Here is a 15,662-nt window from a genome sequence, read left to right on the forward strand (position 1 = left end):
CCATCATCGACTCAATCTCCTCTTACGACGAAGATTGAATCAGTGCTTCAGGACTGCTGCAACCCGGACTTTTTCAACACTATCGACCCTTTCGAGACATTTGCGTGCGGCGTTTGCGTCTCGAAAGCGGTTCTTTAGTGCTACCAGCACCAACGACCGTCTGCGGTCGTTCAGAACACGGGTTACCGTCTCTAAACCGGATATTGGACCGGGCAGCCGCCGGAAATTGATCGAATGGAGGTGATCGCCTGTCAGGAGGCGTTCAAAAACGACCTACGACCGCGATCTTCATCCGGCCGTTTTCATGGTGTCATTCCCGGCTATGCTGACAAGTTCTTTATGATCGGCAGCTTGCGGATCGTCTTGCCCGTCGCCGCCCGTAGCGCGTTGGCGACGGCCGGGCCGATCGGCGGCACACCCGGCTCGCCAACGCCCGTGGGCGGCTCGTCGGACGGCACAATGTGCACCTCGACGCGCGGCATCTGCTCGATCCTGAGCGGCATATAGGTGTCGTAGTTCTCTTGGTCTACGACACCGCCCGTCAGGGTCAGCTCCTCCTGGAGGATCGCGCCTAGCCCGAAGCCGATACCGCCCTCCATCTGAGCGCGGATCTGGTCAGGATTTATCGCGGTGCCGCAATCTACCGCGCAGACGACGCGGTCGACTTTGAAATCATTTCCATCGTTGAAGGTGATCTCCACCACCTCGGCGACATAGGTCGAGAGGCTTTCATGCAGGGCCACGCCGCGGAAATGGCCTTCCGGCAGAGGCTTGTCCCAGCCTGCCTTCTCAGCAGCCAATTTCAGCACGCCGGCATGCCGTGAATGGTGACCGAGCATCGACAAGCGGAAGTCGACCGGATCACGGTTCGCAGCGGCGGCGAGCTCATCAATCAGGGTTTCCATTGCGTAAGCGGTGTGGGTGGAGCCTACCGAACGCCACCACAGCACTGGGATGTTCACGTCCGTGGTGGTCAGCTCGACCTTCAGGTTCGGGATCGCATAGGGCAGGTTGGTGGCGCCCTCCACGGAGGTCGGATCGATGCCGTTCTCGATCATCGCCGCAAAGGGCGAACCGCCCGCGATCGATTGGCCCACGATGTGGTCATGGAGAGCGACGACATTGCCTTCCTTGTCGAGCCCCGCCTTGACTGCGTGCACATAGGCCGGCCGGTACCGCCCACCCCGCATGTCGTTCTCGCGGGTCCACTGCACCTTCACTGGCTTGCCGGGTCCCAGTGCACGCGCTGTGGAAACAGCTTCGATAATGAGATCTGCGTCCGAGACCGCTCGGCGGCCGAAGCTGCCGCCGGTCTTCATCACGTGCAGCCTCACCTTGTCCGGCGTGGTGCCGCCTACTTGAGCGGCAGCCGCCTGATAAAGGTCGGGCATCTGGTGTCCGCCCCAGACGTCGATGGTGCCGTCTTCGTTGATTCGGGCGGCCGCGTTGAGTGGCTCGATCGAAGCATGGACAAGATAGGGGAATTCGTAGTGCCCTTGGATGACTTTCTCAGCACTGGCCAACGCTGCGGGAGTGTTACCGTCGTCGCGCGCGGTGGCCGCGCCCGGATCGTCTGCTGCCTTAGTGTATTCGGCCATGATCTCGGCCGTGCCGCGCCTTTCGGCCTTCTCTTCGTTCCAGGTCACCTCCACGAGATCGCGGCCCTTGAGCGCCGTCCACATGTCCCTGCCGACCACGGCAATGCCGCGCGGCGTCTGGACGACATCGACAATGCCGTCGAGTGCCTTGGCCTTGGAGGCGTCGAAGCTCTCGATCTCAGCGCCGAACTTCGGCGGATGGATCATAACGGCCGTATTGAGTCCATCCATCTTGAGGTCGATCGTGTAGGTCTGCGCGCCATTGGTCTTGCCGGCGGAATCGTAGCGCTTGAGGCTGTCCGATCCGATCTGGGCCCACTTGTCGCGCGGCTTTAGCGGCACGTCGTCGGGAACCGGCATTCCCGCTGCGGCTTCAGCCAGGTCACCGAAGCGCGCCTGCATCCCTGAGGCGTGCGACACGACCCCGGAAGCCACTGTGATCTCGCCGGCTGGCACGTCCCACTGCTGCGCCGCGGCCGCCACCAGCATGGCCCGTGCGGCAGCACCCGCCTTGCGGTAGCGCTCCCACGACGAGCTCATCGACGTGGAGCCACCGGTTCCCTGCGCGGCCCCGCCCCAGGCGAGATTGCCGTAGAGCGCCGTATTGCCATATCCGCCGACCACGTGGACCTGCGCCCAGGCGCCGTCGAGCTCTTCCATAACCAGGGTGGCGATGCCGAAATAGGAGCCTTGTCCCATCTCGAACTGCGACGAGTGGATGACGATTCGGTTCTCCGGTGTGATCTCGACATAGGTTTGGAAGGGGTTCGCCTGGACCGCTGCAGGCGTCGTTTGTGCGTTGGCGGGCGCGGCCATCATTAGCCGGTAGCCCACGGCGAGGCCCGCGGTGGTGACGGCCGTGCCGAGGAGGAACTGGCGGCGCGTGGGCCCCACGGCATTATGCTTCGGGAGAAACTGCAACATGCCTCAAGTCTCCAGCCGGTTGGCGGTCTCGTGGATGGCCGCGCGGATGCGATGATAGGTGGCGCAGCGGCAGAGATTGCCGCTCATCGCCGAATCAATATCATCGTCCGTCGGCTTCGGCGTCTCTGTCAGGAGGGCCACGGCCGACATGATCTGGCCAGACTGGCAATAGCCGCATTGAGGTACGTCGAACTCGGCCCACACGGCCTGGACCGTTTCGCCGATCTTGCCCGACACGCCCTCAATGGTGGTGATCGAGGCTCCTTCGATGGCGCCGACTGCGGTCTGGCACGAGCGCGTCGGCATGCCGTTAACGTGAACCGTGCAAGCGCCGCACTGGGCAAGGCCGCAACCGAATTTCGTTCCTGTGAGTCCGATGCCGTCACGGATCGCCCAGAGCAGCGGCATCTCTGGATCGACGTCGAGTGTTCGCGCCTCGCCATTGAGGGTAAAAGCGACCATGGCTTGCTCTCCTTGTCCTGAGCTGGCTATCTCGTTGCGCCTCCGCCCGGCTAGGAACCGGACTCTTCTTGCTGAGGCATAGCGACCACAGACTAGGATCGCGCAGCTCGAGCAACAAGCCGCTAGCTGGCAATCGCGAGATCGTGAAGTGGCTCGTGTCGAAAGGCTGGAGGCAACTGAATGTCATTTTGGGCCGACCGGCCGGTCAGTTTCCGGCTCGATGACCTGGTTGGCAGTCATTCCGCTTCTAAGCCTAAACCCCAGATATGAACTGTAGCAGCATCATAAAAGACGACATCAAGCGGCCGTTTTTCGTTGCGCTGCACCGCTAGCTCGTTCGCGTGGTTCATGATCCGCTGGTTATCCGCGGATGCTGGTTCACCATAGATGCCAGAAACTTGCCACGCGCTATGCGGTTAAGGATGTGGTCGTCATTCGTAGCGAGCGAATGGCCGAAAATGAAGAAGCAATGGCTGGCGGTCTTCACATTCGCGGTGAACTGCTTGAAGCCTTGGTACAGGTAGGCATTGTGACGGATCTTCGCCTTCTTCTGGGCGCTGGTGGGCTGATGAAGGGCGGCTTAGGGTCATGATTTCCCGCTGCAATGACCGATGAGTCACAGACGCTGCATTTCGCGCTAGACCGCAACTGCGGTATTCTCGATCATACGCTCAGCCATCCTATTCGCACCTCGTTGCCGCCGTTCGCCGCACCTATCGATCGGAGGCCTTCCAGCCTCGCGATAGCCGCGCTATGTGGCTGCACACAACCTGACGACGAACAGGAGCAAGATTGGACATAGAAGCCAGCACAAGATCGCCCTCCCCCGGTCCTTGCTCGTTTTCATGAGAAAACAATCGAACTGAGTGCTGCGGGGATAGCGAGGTCGATTTGGCCCACTTCAGAGCGAAGTCGGCCATAAGCCATTGATATAATTTTGGTGGGCCCTGAGGGTGCTTGGAAAGTCAGAAATATCAAAGGCTATTCGACAGTGGGACTGTGTTGCGTTACTATGCTCTCCGGTCTTTTCCGGTTGATTTGTCCCACCCTGATGCCGATTGCGGTCATTCGCCGCTGCCTTGGTCAATTCCCGATTCCACAAGCATCCGGTCCTGAGTGGGCAGACGGCCTTCCTAGTGGTAATTAGTCAGCGACACGTTGACCGTTCTCGTCATGCGGGTGAAATCTACGTTCGACCATATACGTCGTCGAAGCGAACGATATCATCCTCGCCGAGATAATCGCCGCTCTGCACTTCAATGATCACCAGGTCAATTCTGCCTGGGTTCTCCAGCCGATGCTTATGGCCGCAGGGGATGTAGGCTGATTGGTTTGTCGCCAGGAACAACTCCTGCTCGCCATTGACGATTTTCGCGGAGCCGCTGACCACGACCCAGTGCTCCGAACGATGATAGTGCATCTGCAGGCTCAGCCGCCGACCGGGCTTCACCTCGATGCGTTTGATCTTGAAGCGCTCGCCTTCCTCAAGAACCGTGTAGGTACCCCACGGCCGGTGTACCGTGCTATGGACCAGGTGAGCTTCATGTCCTGAAGCCTTGAGGCCCTCGAACAGCTTCTTGACGTCCTGAACGCGGTCGCGGGATGCGACAAGCAAAGCGTCCGGGGAATCGACGATCACCAGATCGCTGACACCGACCGTGCCGATGACGCGCTTGTCGGAGCTCACATAGCTGCCGGTCGTGTCGACCATATGCACATCGCCGCGTATCCTGTTCCCGCTTTCGTCGGGGGCGATCAAATCGGCCATTGCGTTCCAGGATCCGATGTCGTTCCAATCCATGTCGCAGGCAACCACGGCAAGTTTGTTCGTCTTCTCCATGACAGCGTGGTCGAGCGAGATTCGCGGGGCGGAGCCGAAATGCTCAGGCGCGAGTTCGATTTTGGCAAAGCCTTCGCCTTGACTGAAGCGCCCGTTCTCGTAGCTGTCGGAGGCGGCCTGGATCACCGCGGGGCAATGCGATGCCATCTCGTCGAGCATGGTTTGTGCGCTAAAGCAGAAAATGCCGGCGTTCCAGAAGAAGCGCTTGGACGCGACATAGGCTTTGGCTGTGTCCAGATCCGGTTTTTCAACGAAACGGACGACTTTCTCACCATCCGCTTCGATATAGCCGAATGCCGTGTCCGGTCTGGTTGGGGTGATGCCCAATGTGGCGATCCGCCCGAGCTTCGCATGTTCGATGGCCCGGCACATGACGTCTAAAAATGCAGGCAGGTTGCCAACCATGTGATCGGCTGGGAAGACGCATAGAATCGCGTCAGGGCCTTGCGTTGCCTTGGCATGGATGGCGGCTGCCGCAACGGCTGCGGCCGTATCCCGGCCTTCAGGCTCGAGCAAAAAGGTGCGTGGCAGGACCACGGAATCTAGTTCGTCGAACTCGTCCTTGGTAAGGAAGAGGTGTTCCCCAGATGTCACGGCGACGAGTTCCACTACGCCCTTTATCGAACCGACGCGCAGCACAGTGTGCTGAATGAGAGAATGTCCATCTGCTACTTTAAGGAAAGGTTTGGGGTGCGATTGCCTCGAAGCGGGCCATAGCCGCGATCCGGCTCCACCGCTGATGATGACGGGAACCACTTTCATTAAACAACCTCGATTTCGTCTCTGGACGTCATTGCCCGCGCCCTTAGCGTCAGCGTCACGACCGCCGTCGCTCTAGGATGGTCTTGCGGCGCTCCGAGTAACAGCGAAGTTCTGGCGCGTTGCCGGACGGCCGCAGATGAATGATCTCGTCATTCTGTATTCGTGCCCTAAGGCCGTTGGTTTTATCGACGTCGGCAACAGTCCCGAATGGAGCCAAGAACTGCTGCAGTGTGTCCGGATCCTCAAGCCTGCGGATCAAGCTGAGCAGCTGCGGGACATTTAGCGTATGCCATGGCCCGCCTCTCGTGGATTGCGGTCGATGTCTCTATGCCTGTTCGTTCCATTTGCCGAATTGCCCAGGTAGCGGTCTTAATCAAGATGAGAGACTCTTTGGCTGCCTTCTATCAAAATCAAACGACTTGGGTCCTTCAGATCGAACTCAATTACCCGCGGTGCGAAAAGGCGTGCATATCGTGTAAAGGCGCTCGTCGGAGGAAACCGAACTACAGTATCGCAGCGCCCGAGAAGATACATCTCAACGAGGGCGGAAATTGCGCCGTCCATCCCAAGTGCTGCAGTGTGTAAGGGGCCGTCTTGATCGGATCGGAAATGCTTGGGGACGGTGAGAAGATCGGGAAACTTGGCCGACAGATGATCCAGGATTTGCGCGCTGTCCGTGCACAAGAACAGCCGCACAGGCTTGGGGTGCGGCAACGCTTTAGCCTTATCAACCGCAGTGCACACTTGTCGAACGGCGAACTCCGGATCGGCCCAGTAGGGCGCATGGTCCATGATGTCTTCACCGTTACCATGTCGAACATGAACCCCGATGATGCTGTGCCCCTCAAAACATTCTTGGTAAATGGCATCTATGCGTGTTTGAATTTCAGACCGAGGCTTGACACTCTGGAAGACCTGCCGCTCGGCATCCTCATCGCAGCGCCACATCAAGCAAGCGTCACACACTACTGTGTTCGCTTCGACATCGTGTTCGGCCTGAAAGAGCTCGCCCAACTCGTCGCGCTCTTGGAAAATCTGCTCATCTGGGCGGTAAAGGCAGTCGATCGCTGGCCTATTCCACCACTCCGGGAAGAATGGACCCGGGAAGGAAAAGTCGTTGATCCGGTCGTCGCAAATAGCCGGTACGCCAGCGATGTCATTGATCGGTTGGAAGAACACCGGAAAGGCATTTGTGAAGGGTTGGTCGAGATAGCAGGACCCGCGCCAGTCGACGGCTAGCGTTCGTCCCGACCGCTGAGCGTAGCGCCAAGCGGCCGCCAGCGACCACAGACAATCACCGAACCCCGTACGCCTCTGAGAGACGACGAACCTGCGCTTTACCAATCCACTGACCTGCATTTTCGGAAATCTCGTTTCAGAGACGAGGTTGCATCTGACTTGGGATCTCTTAATCGATACTAGTCGACCGTTACGCCGGGCGATTTGGTAGAGGCTGCGCGTGGGGCAGAAGAGCTCCTCAGCACTGCCTATCCTTATCTCTGTGACGCTCGCAAATCTTGACGCCGGGTACACTCGCTTCCGGTTTAAATTCAGCGTTCTCTAATGCGCCCGGCGACATGTGTAAAATTGATTGCGTGAATGTGGCCCATCCATGTGATGGATACTAAGGCGTTCCTTGACCATGAGCCTCTGCTGACGTGGGGCCGCGCTTTGCTAAGCGAAACAGCCGGTCGAGGCAGTCCACAAAGTCCCTTTTTCAAGTCCAATTCTTAACTGCCTCAACGTAACATGTCATTTGCGGGCGTTTCCTGAAGGACGGATGTGCAGGACCCGCCAGCCGTCGAATGTCAGGCGCAGGCCATCCACGTCATTTATGGCCATCATGGCGTCCGGTCCCATCGAAAGATGCGACACGGCGCCCTCTGACGCTTTCAAGTGCGCCAACATGGCGCAACTCCTGCCGGATAGCTTTCGAGCCGGCTGGACTGAGCGACTGGCACGCGATGCTGTGCGACGATGGCCGGGAGAGGAATTTTGGCGTCTGCAGCCATGTGGAGGATCGTTCCGACGGTTCTGCGGGTTCTCGGTGTCAGAGCGGACACCTGTGCGAACCCGCTCTCGTCCGTTTTCGACAGGCCCTTGAGGTTCATGACCCTGTTGTTCGCCGAGATCACCCGCCAGTTCAGCGATCCAGGTGAAGATCGGCACGCCTGTCGATGCGGCGATCATCGCCTCGGCCAGCGAAGATGGTGAAGAGGGCCATTGGGTCAAGTACAAGCGCCGACCAGCGTTTCATTGCTTCAAAGCCCATTTCGGTGCCTACGCCGATACGGCCCTTGTCGAGGAGATCGCCGTCACGGCGCCCACACCGAGGACGGCAACGCCGTTTCTGATGCTCTGCCCGACAATCCCGGCAAAGTGTTTGCCGACAGCGCCTACCGAGGCAATCATCTCGGCGACGCGGTGCGCGCCAAGGGTGGAAGGCCGCGCATCGTCGCAACCGCTATGTGGGGGCGCGACGAGGCCGAAAGCTCGACGCCTGGAACCAACCGATCCACAGAAATTTGTACTCGGATCGAGAAGATCTTCGGCACCTGTAGCCGGATGCGATGGCGAGGGCTGGCAAAGGCGGCCGTTCAAATTCGCCGCACTGCGATCGCCTACAGTATGAATCACAGTTTGATGGTCGCCTCGTCCCGCCCATCGTTGAAGCCCAGCCACCGTTTTCGGGCTAGCGCGCCCGAAATTCCTTGGGGGTCAATACGTAATGCCCTACCCGGCTTTTCGCCGCCGTCTCAGATGTGCGGTTCGCCCAAGCCCCCGACTGCCACGAACTTTGTCTTCGCGCGGAGCGAAACCTCGCGCCCACGACTTTGTGCCGCCGATGGTGCCGCGCTGCCCTGTCAAACAATCCATTTTATGGATGCACCTCATCCAAACAATCGATTTCACTGATCAAAACAATTTCCATTAGAAGACGCTGAAGCAGGCAAAGATTACTTGGTCAGCGCAAAAGAGGGATGGTGGAGTTCTAGTGTGGGTTGGACCCACATGCTCGCCATTTTATCTGGGAACTGCTACGTGCCCTGTTGGCGCAGGGCAATACGATTCCACTGGCCACCCACTTCGTGGAAGAAGCGGAGCGGCTGGGCAACCGACTGTGCGTGCTTGAGAACGGATGTAGAATCCCAGAAGGGCGTCCTAACTCGCTGATTGATGAGCAAATCGGGTGCGACGTGATTGAAATCTATGTCGCTCACCCCGTGAGCTGAGTTCGGCACTCAGGCCGCATGTGCGACTTAGGCAGGTTAGCGGCGAGACTCTGTTTTGCTATGCCTCGAAGCAGGAGCAGGTGTGCTCGCTGGCTGACACTGTCAATGACGAGCTCCGCGCCGCATCTGTCGAAATCCTACCATAGGGTATGAGGCGGGCCGCCGGTGTGGCGAGCCAGATTCGAAACTTCAACTACCATAGAGCAGGAAGAAAATGGGCGAGAACAGGAAAGTTGCTCTGGTTACGGGCATAACGGGACAGGATGGTGCCTATCTCACGCGTCTTCTGCTGGAAAAAGGCTACGTCGTTCATGGGATTAAGCGACGTTCCTCTTCCTTCAACACGGGTCGCATCGAAGACATCTACCAAGACCCGCACGATCCCGATCCGCGCCTAATTTTGCATTACGGTGACCTCACTGATGCGACTAATCTCATCCGAGTAGTTCAGGAATCCCAGCCAGACGAGATTTACAACTTGGCCGCTCAGAGCCATGTCCAGGTGTCGTTCGAAACGCCGGAATACACAGCAAACGCCGACGGTATCGGAACATTGCGACTTCTTGAGGCGATCCGCCTTCTCGGTCTGAAGGACAAGACCCGCTTCTATCAGGCCTCGACTTCAGAGCTCTACGGCCTCGTGCAATCCGTACCGCAGAACGAAACAACGCCCTTTTATCCGCGCAGCCCTTACGCCGCCGCCAAGCTCTACGCCTACTGGATCGTGGTCAACTATCGCGAGGCCTATGGTATTCATGCTTCCAACGGCATTCTCTTCAATCATGAAAGCCCACTGCGCGGCGAAACTTTTGTGACGCGCAAGATCACCCGCGCCGCCGCTGCTATCTACCTCGGCAAGCAGGACAAGCTTTATCTCGGCAATCTCGATGCTCAACGCGATTGGGGCCATGCGCGTGAGTACGTGCGTGGTATGTGGATGATGATGCAGCAGGATCAACCGGATGATTACGTGCTGGCGACGGGCAAGACGACCCCTGTCCGCCAATTCGTCGAATGGGTTTTCAAAGATGTCGGCGTCGAGCTCGAATGGCGTGGTGAGGGAGTCGACGAAAAGGGCTATGATGTCGAGACCGGCAGATGCCTAGTCCAGGTAGACCCACGCTACTTCCGCCCCACGGAAGTCGATCTTCTCCTGGGCGATGCCACCAAGGCGAAGGAGAAGCTCGGCTGGGTGCATGAGACATCCGTGCGCGAGCTCGCCGCGGAAATGGTGCGGGAAGACCTCAAGGTCATGCAGACATCGGTAATCATGAAGGAAGCATAATGTACGATCTGAAGGGAAAAGCCGTGTGGGTCGCGGGCCACAAGCATGGTGGGCAGCGCTGTTGTAGGCCGCCTCGCGTCTGAAGACTGCAAAGTTATGGCCGCCCTGACGTTTCCCCCAAATTTTATCCAGTCTTGAGTTCGTTTCCGCGGGTGGATTTGCCCTGATGGCCAGTGGACGCGACGGGTGCTGGCGCGGAGCGTTTCACGTTGCGCAGCGCGAGCGACCGTCGCGGGTTGAAGGTCGATGCACATTCGTTGGGTGTCTGCCATCCGATGTGCGAGTGCGGACGCGCGCCGTTGTAATCGGCGCGCCATACATTGAGCCTCGCGCGGGCCTGGGCCAGGGACGTGAACCGCGTCTCGTTGAGGAGTTCATCGCGAAGGGGGCCGTTGAAGCTCTCGCGTTAGGGTCCTAGCCAACCTCCGACTGTGAACTCGCGGAAGCGATTTACGGCAAGCGCACACAGCAGCTCGTCCACGGCGTTCGTACATGAAGTTTGGAAACTTATAATACTGGTACACACCTCCATGGCGGAACATTATCTCCAATATCTCAGCGATTACCGGATAGCTATCTGCCTTCACCTACCTCGGCCTAGTGCAGAATCTTGGCCGAATGAACTCGGCGCTCTTGCTGCACACCAATGGTCCGTCCCGCGCGAAGTGCGATCATACCGCCGCAGCTTACCTTCAAATCCGGCACTGGCGAGGATCTAGATCCAAGCCGACGGCGCCGGGGATCAAATAAAAAGCCGCCGACCGAAGCCAGCGGGCTTGATTGGGATGGCCCGCGCGGACGGTCAAGGCTGCGCCGGCCGACCATGGCGGAGGACCACCTTGGTCAACGGCACGGCCCGATGACGGCGTGCCGATGTACCACAACATGCGGCGAGATAGAGCCTTCCGGCGTCGCGGAAAAAAAGCCCGCCGGTTTTGAGCCAGCGGGCAAGTTCTGGAGTGGCTGAGATCAACCCAGCATCAGTCAACGACCGGCGGAAGAGTTGGTTGCAGTGGATGCCAGCTAGCCGCAGCATGCTGTGAATCGTAGCAATGTGAAAAACAAAACTCTGGACTTCTAGGTCGGACTCGCCCCAATATTTGTTTGGGGAATTCACATGAAAATTGGAGCACTCATCGCAAGTGCAGCCCTGTGCGTCAGCGGCTGCTCTACGAGCACTGTCGTGTCGGACAGCGATCTCACGGCAATGAATACCGTTGCGCTATGTCACGTTCTCGCCAGCAGCACGGACGAACAGTATCGTAGTCGGGTAGCGGCCCTTCTAGTGCGCAGGCGCGCAACAGCAGAGAAGTGCACCAGGCTTGTGAAAACCGACAATGCTGTCGCGACAGGAATAGCGGTCGCGGCTGTCGGCGGCGCAGCTGTGGGTGTCGCTGCCAACAACGGCTATGGAGGCGGAACATATTACCGGCCACCGCCACCACAAATCTATGGCGTCGCGTGGGACCAATTCTATGGCCAGAACTACAGCGTTATCTGGCGCTGCCGCGACCGGTCCACCGGGCGGTTCGTTGACGATTACTATTGCGCCGGCCTGCCCATGGTCGACAGCGCATGGCCGGGCTGGTCGGCGTAGCGGATGAGCAGGCCATACCGCAAATATCGATCCAATCGGTGGCAGAGACCCACCGGTGCCAAGCTGTGGCGGCGCCAACTTGCGAGCGTGCCGGCAATGCTCGGTCTTACGGCAGCGGCGGCAGTGGCCGCCTTCCTGGCGCCGTCGAGCGCGCAACGCAGCGACGATGCATCAAAGGCCAGCCCACGAAGGGCGGCGCCCGCCTTGCTTACCGGTGTCGCATCCGTCATTGACGGCGATACGATCGAAATCCACGGCCAGCGCGTCCGCTTCAACGGCATCGACGCGCCAGAGAGCCGACAGCTGTGCCGCGATGCGAATGGCGCCGAGTATCCTTGCGGCCGGCGATCGGCCGAAGCGCTGGACACTTTCCTGGCCGCGTCGAGGCCGCTCGAATGCACATTCGTGACGTGGGATCGCTACCACCGCTTTGTCGGCGATTGTCGGCGCGCCGACGGCGCGGGCGTGGCCGCCTGGATGGTCCAGCACGGCCAGGCGCTGGATTGGCCTCACTACAGCCAGGGCGCCTATGCGGGGCAGCAGGCGCAAGCCCAAGCCTCAAAGATCGGCCTGTGGGCCGGGACGTTTCAGGCACCCTGGGAATGGCGCGCTGCGCACGCCGACGGCGCGGCGCCGTCGAGCCGCCCACTGGGCATCATCAGCCGTAAGCTGGTCGCGCAGAGCGGCTATTCTTGCGAGCCGCGGAGAACGTGCAAGCAGATCGGTTCCTGCGACGAAGCCAACTGGTACCTGCAAAACTGCTCATGGGGCGGAAAACTCGATCGCGACAAGGATGGGATCCCATGCGAAACACTCTGCTAGCTGAAATGCGCGCTACGGCCTGTTCGGCTTTCCGCTTACACCGATCTAACGAAGACCATGCATGGGCGGCGCGGTCTGCTAACCCCATTTTTTGACGAGGTATTCTATATCTGAAGGGCAGAAAAAGTTATTGCGACAATAGAGAGAAGACGCCTTAACTAAGACTTTCAAAACCGTTAAGTGTATGCTGCCAGGCGATCAAGGCGTGATGTCGCCCTGTCAGGGGGGCGAGTAAAATGCAGACTGTGATGAGTCAAAAGCTGGCAAGCTATGGCCAGTGGACCTACCGTGGTGCCTGGGCCCTAGAGATTGCGGCCGCAGCGATTGGTCTTACGACAGGTGTAGCATTAGGCGTACAAGCGTTTTCTGCAAGCGAGTCTGTCACTGCAATGGATTTGACGCTCGCCAGTGCACCCTTTCTCATGGTGGCAATCGCGGAGCTCACCAAGATACCGATAGCTACACTGCTTTTCAGCGCGTCTTGGCTCTGGAAGCCCATAATCTTGGTCTTCCTCCTGGTTCTTGCAGGCATCACTTTCGAAACTGTCTTTATGGGGATGGAGAGGGCAGGCGCATTGCGTCAGCTGCGTTATGAGGAGCTCGTAAACAAGATTGATGCCCTTGAGCAGGAAGCGACAAAGCTCGCCTCTGCTGACGAACTTGGTCGAAGAGCCGATCAGGTCGATCAAGCCCGTTCCGAAATTGAGCAGCTGACTTCTCTTGCGGAAAAATCGCGTGCGACCTTTCAGTCGCAAATTACCGAGGCCAATGCGGAATTGGAGGGAACGACAGCCCTTACTCCAGAGGCCTCGCGTGTTCGCGATCAAGTGGATGAGAAAAACGCGGTTCGATCGGCGCTGATTCAACAGCGTGATCGCGAAGTTAAAGACGCTGTCGATCAGTTTGAGCGCCAACGCGACAGCTTTGTTGAACGTATCAAGATGGCGCGCGATTCAGGCGACAGCGACTCGGCACGCAGGCTAGAATCGGAAGTGGCTAAACTTGCCAACCCCCGCACGAAAATCATCACCAAGTTCGACACTCGGATTGAGCCGCTCGATCAAGAGATTGCTGCGCTGCGCGAAAATTTCGATCGTTTGCGAGCAAATAGCCCTCCTATGACTGCTGACCAGAGGCAGAAGCTTGTCGATAGGCGTTCGTCTCTGGAGCAAACGCGCGATAGTGATGCCGCGGCTTGGCAGCGTCGACTGGATGAAGCGGGCAAACGGCTCGCAGATGCCCAGGCGGCAGAAGCCAACAAGGCAAACACCTCGGCGCAAAACCAGGTCAGACAGGACCATATTGCCAAAGCCCTCAGCGCCTTTGCCAAGGAGCGGATCCCAATGGCGCGGACAGATCAGGTCCGCCGTATTGCCTCACGGTGGTACGGCAGCAAACCTGAACTGGTGACTGAGGCACAGGCCGGAATAATCTCTGTGATTTGGTTCGGCTCGCTCGCGCTCATCGCCGCGCTCGCGGGACCAATTACGGCAATGGTCGCTCTAGCGCTCCAGCGCATTGCCGCCCGAGAAGAGGACAATTCCGAGAGCAAGACTTCCAGGCTGCTCCGCAGAATGCTTCTGAGTTGGCGTTGGCGCCGAATTCGAACGATTAAGGTACCAGTCGAAGTTATGGTCGAGAAAGAGGTTGAGAAGCGGGTTGAGGTGCCTGTGGAAAAGGTGGTCAAAGAGATCCTCTATGTTCCGCTCTTCACCGATGATCCCGAAGTCCTTCGCAAGGCCCTCGACCAGGATTTGCCGCCTGAGGTCTCAGACCTCGTAACGGTATCAATGAAGGGTCGCAAAAGTGCTCGTCCGGCATAACACCACCCTGCTTGAGCAAGCCGTCGATCTCGCCGTCAAAAGGTCAGCGATTCCAACCTTGCAGGCTCAAGCCGCGGCCCAAGAGAAGACAGCCCGAGCGACCGCCTTTCGCCGAATGGCGACTGGCGGAGCCATTGCAGTGGCGGCGGTCGGGATTGGCCTAGGCATCAATCTTGGTCTATGGGACAAAACCTTGCCGGAGCCGGCGGCTTTGCCGACCATAGAGCAACCAAGCGATCTCACCTCCCCAAAAGACGAGCCGCCTATTCCTGTTCCAACTCCAAAGCCAGCTCAGGAGGAGGCGCCCCAGGCTGACGTCCCTACCAGGCCTGACGTGGTGACCGTCGACTTCAACAAGTTCGCCACCAAGAAGGTCGAGTTCCAAGGCACCACTTGGGAGTTAATCACAGGTCACCACTTCAAGGATGAGAACGACGAAACCTGGGACCGAGCGTGGTGTTACTCTCGGCGGAGTGTGAACGGCGTAGACGTAAATGTATCATTGGCAGCTCGTTCTGCCCCGACAGCGCCACCAGCCGGGCCTGGTGCTGCTGCGCAGACGCTTCAGTTGGTCGGCCTTAATGATTCATCCGCCGTCGATCTTGCAACAAGATGCGCGTGGCTGGATGGTCGCACATTTGCGTCTTCAGACATCATTCCTGACCCGTCACGAGAGCAGGCCGCAACTGTCCCCGCAGAAACTCCTGCGACAGAGGTCGACCCAGATAGTGGATTTGTTGTCGTGTCTGGGTGGGACGCGATCGGAAACGACCTGCCGGATATGCCAATTAGGAACGTGAGTTCTGAGCAGTGTCAAACCGCCTGTGATACCGACTTCAGGTGTCTAGCGGTTACTTATAACACGAAATTTCGAGCTTGTTTCATGAAAGGGGACGCATCGCTTCTGGTCAAAAGCGAAGAGTCGATCATGGCCGCAAAGAAAGTGGTCGAGAGCAATTTGCGCTACTCGAATTTGGTGTTCGCCATAAAAACGGAAATTTCTGGCAATGCCTATTGGACCTCTCCGCTCCGATATCCCGACTGCATACTGCAATGTGCAAACGACAAATCCTGCTTAGGGTTCAATTTCCGCAAAAAAGAAAGTGCGTGTGTCCTTTTCAACAGCATAACCCAATCCGCTGATAACGCAGCGGTCGCATCTGGCATCAAGAGCGTCGCCAACTAAAGTTGAAGCAAAGCACCTATCCTCAAGGAGCGATTGAAGCCAAGCTGTCAATGCCGCTCGAATTTTCCCCAAAAGTGCCGAAGTAAAATTCCCCAGTTTCGCCGCTCAGACTGTCGCGGAGGGGTGTCCA

The 15,662-nt window shown here is 58.3% G+C and carries 12 protein-coding genes and 2 pseudogenes; 6 read left to right on the top strand and 8 right to left on the bottom strand.

Annotated elements, in window-relative coordinates; genetic code table 11:
- Window positions 1-320: 320 nt before the first annotated feature.
- The 7 genes from NKI97_RS34495 to NKI97_RS34525 all read right to left on the bottom strand — a co-directional run bounded on the left by NKI97_RS34495 (window position 321) and on the right by NKI97_RS34525 (window position 7,494).
- Entirely contained in the window at window positions 321-2,522 is a 2,202-nt protein-coding gene (locus NKI97_RS34495; RefSeq protein WP_352838524.1) for a xanthine dehydrogenase family protein molybdopterin-binding subunit, read from the bottom strand.
- 3 nt (window positions 2,523-2,525) lie between these two features.
- Window positions 2,526-2,984, bottom strand: a complete 459-nt coding sequence (locus tag NKI97_RS34500; RefSeq protein WP_352838525.1) for a (2Fe-2S)-binding protein — start codon at window positions 2,982-2,984, stop codon at window positions 2,526-2,528.
- A 346-nt stretch (window positions 2,985-3,330) separates the two neighbouring features.
- On the bottom strand, window positions 3,331-3,522 hold the full coding sequence (locus NKI97_RS34505) for a hypothetical protein (RefSeq protein ID WP_352517228.1): 192 nt from the start codon (window positions 3,520-3,522) through the stop codon (window positions 3,331-3,333).
- A 648-nt stretch (window positions 3,523-4,170) separates the two neighbouring features.
- Entirely contained in the window at window positions 4,171-5,586 is a 1,416-nt protein-coding gene (locus NKI97_RS34510) for a mannose-1-phosphate guanylyltransferase/mannose-6-phosphate isomerase (RefSeq protein WP_352479100.1), read from the bottom strand.
- Window positions 5,587-5,641: 55 nt separating this feature from the next.
- Window positions 5,642-5,845, bottom strand: a complete 204-nt coding sequence (locus NKI97_RS34515; RefSeq protein WP_352838526.1) for a hypothetical protein — start codon at window positions 5,843-5,845, stop codon at window positions 5,642-5,644.
- A 110-nt stretch (window positions 5,846-5,955) separates the two neighbouring features.
- Window positions 5,956-6,945, bottom strand: a complete 990-nt coding sequence (locus NKI97_RS34520; protein ID WP_352838527.1) for a nodulation protein NodZ — start codon at window positions 6,943-6,945, stop codon at window positions 5,956-5,958.
- A gap of 393 nt (window positions 6,946-7,338) precedes the next feature.
- Window positions 7,339-7,494 (bottom strand): hypothetical protein, encoded by a 156-nt coding sequence (locus NKI97_RS34525; protein ID WP_352483792.1) that lies wholly within the window; start codon window positions 7,492-7,494, stop codon window positions 7,339-7,341.
- 1,091 nt (window positions 7,495-8,585) lie between these two features.
- Between NKI97_RS34525 and NKI97_RS34530 the strand changes: the two are divergent.
- Together NKI97_RS34530 and gmd are read left to right on the top strand one after the other, a co-directional pair.
- Window positions 8,586-8,902 (top strand): annotated as a pseudogene (locus tag NKI97_RS34530) (nodulation factor ABC transporter ATP-binding protein NodI); the annotation flags it as partial.
- Window positions 8,903-9,033: 131 nt separating this feature from the next.
- Window positions 9,034-10,104: a GDP-mannose 4,6-dehydratase gene (gmd, locus tag NKI97_RS34535; protein WP_352479096.1), complete on the top strand. Its 1,071-nt coding sequence runs from the start codon at window positions 9,034-9,036 to the stop codon at window positions 10,102-10,104.
- Window positions 10,105-10,228: 124 nt separating this feature from the next.
- On the opposite strand, the pseudogene NKI97_RS34540 reads toward gmd, so the two are convergent.
- Window positions 10,229-10,507: pseudogene (locus NKI97_RS34540) on the bottom strand (integrase core domain-containing protein); the annotation flags it as partial.
- 921 nt (window positions 10,508-11,428) lie between these two features.
- Here NKI97_RS34540 and NKI97_RS34545 point away from each other — a divergent pair.
- From NKI97_RS34545 to NKI97_RS34560, 4 genes are all read left to right on the top strand, one after another.
- Window positions 11,429-11,701 carry a hypothetical protein gene (locus tag NKI97_RS34545; protein WP_352517225.1) on the top strand — a complete coding sequence of 91 codons (273 nt, stop codon included), beginning with the start codon at window positions 11,429-11,431 and terminating at the stop codon, window positions 11,699-11,701.
- 123 nt (window positions 11,702-11,824) lie between these two features.
- Window positions 11,825-12,523: a thermonuclease family protein gene (locus tag NKI97_RS34550; protein ID WP_352838528.1), complete on the top strand. Its 699-nt coding sequence runs from the start codon at window positions 11,825-11,827 to the stop codon at window positions 12,521-12,523.
- Between the two features lie 236 nt (window positions 12,524-12,759).
- On the top strand, window positions 12,760-14,346 hold the full coding sequence (locus NKI97_RS34555) for a hypothetical protein (protein WP_352838529.1): 1,587 nt from the start codon (window positions 12,760-12,762) through the stop codon (window positions 14,344-14,346).
- Complete coding sequence (locus NKI97_RS34560; RefSeq protein ID WP_352838530.1) at window positions 14,330-15,532, top strand: PAN domain-containing protein; 1,203 nt, start codon at window positions 14,330-14,332, stop codon at window positions 15,530-15,532. Before NKI97_RS34555 ends, NKI97_RS34560 begins: the two co-directional genes overlap by 17 nt.
- Window positions 15,533-15,662: the final 130 nt, after the last annotated feature.

This window comes from Mesorhizobium sp. M0296 (genome assembly GCF_040321675.1).
Classification (GTDB): Bacteria; Pseudomonadota; Alphaproteobacteria; order Rhizobiales; family Rhizobiaceae; genus Mesorhizobium.

Coding starts and splice junctions, on each gene's coding strand:
- NKI97_RS34495 (WP_352838524.1), bottom strand. CDS start 2,522: ATGTTGCAGTTTCTCCCGAAGCATAATGCCGTGGGGCCCACGCGCCGC.
- NKI97_RS34500 (WP_352838525.1), bottom strand. CDS start 2,984: ATGGTCGCTTTTACCCTCAATGGCGAGGCGCGAACACTCGACGTCGAT.
- NKI97_RS34510 (WP_352479100.1), bottom strand. CDS start 5,586: ATGAAAGTGGTTCCCGTCATCATCAGCGGTGGAGCCGGATCGCGGCTA.
- NKI97_RS34520 (WP_352838527.1), bottom strand. CDS start 6,945: ATGCAGGTCAGTGGATTGGTAAAGCGCAGGTTCGTCGTCTCTCAGAGG.
- NKI97_RS34525 (WP_352483792.1), bottom strand. CDS start 7,494: ATGTTGGCGCACTTGAAAGCGTCAGAGGGCGCCGTGTCGCATCTTTCG.
- gmd (WP_352479096.1), top strand. CDS start 9,034: ATGGGCGAGAACAGGAAAGTTGCTCTGGTTACGGGCATAACGGGACAG.
- NKI97_RS34555 (WP_352838529.1), top strand. CDS start 12,760: ATGCAGACTGTGATGAGTCAAAAGCTGGCAAGCTATGGCCAGTGGACC.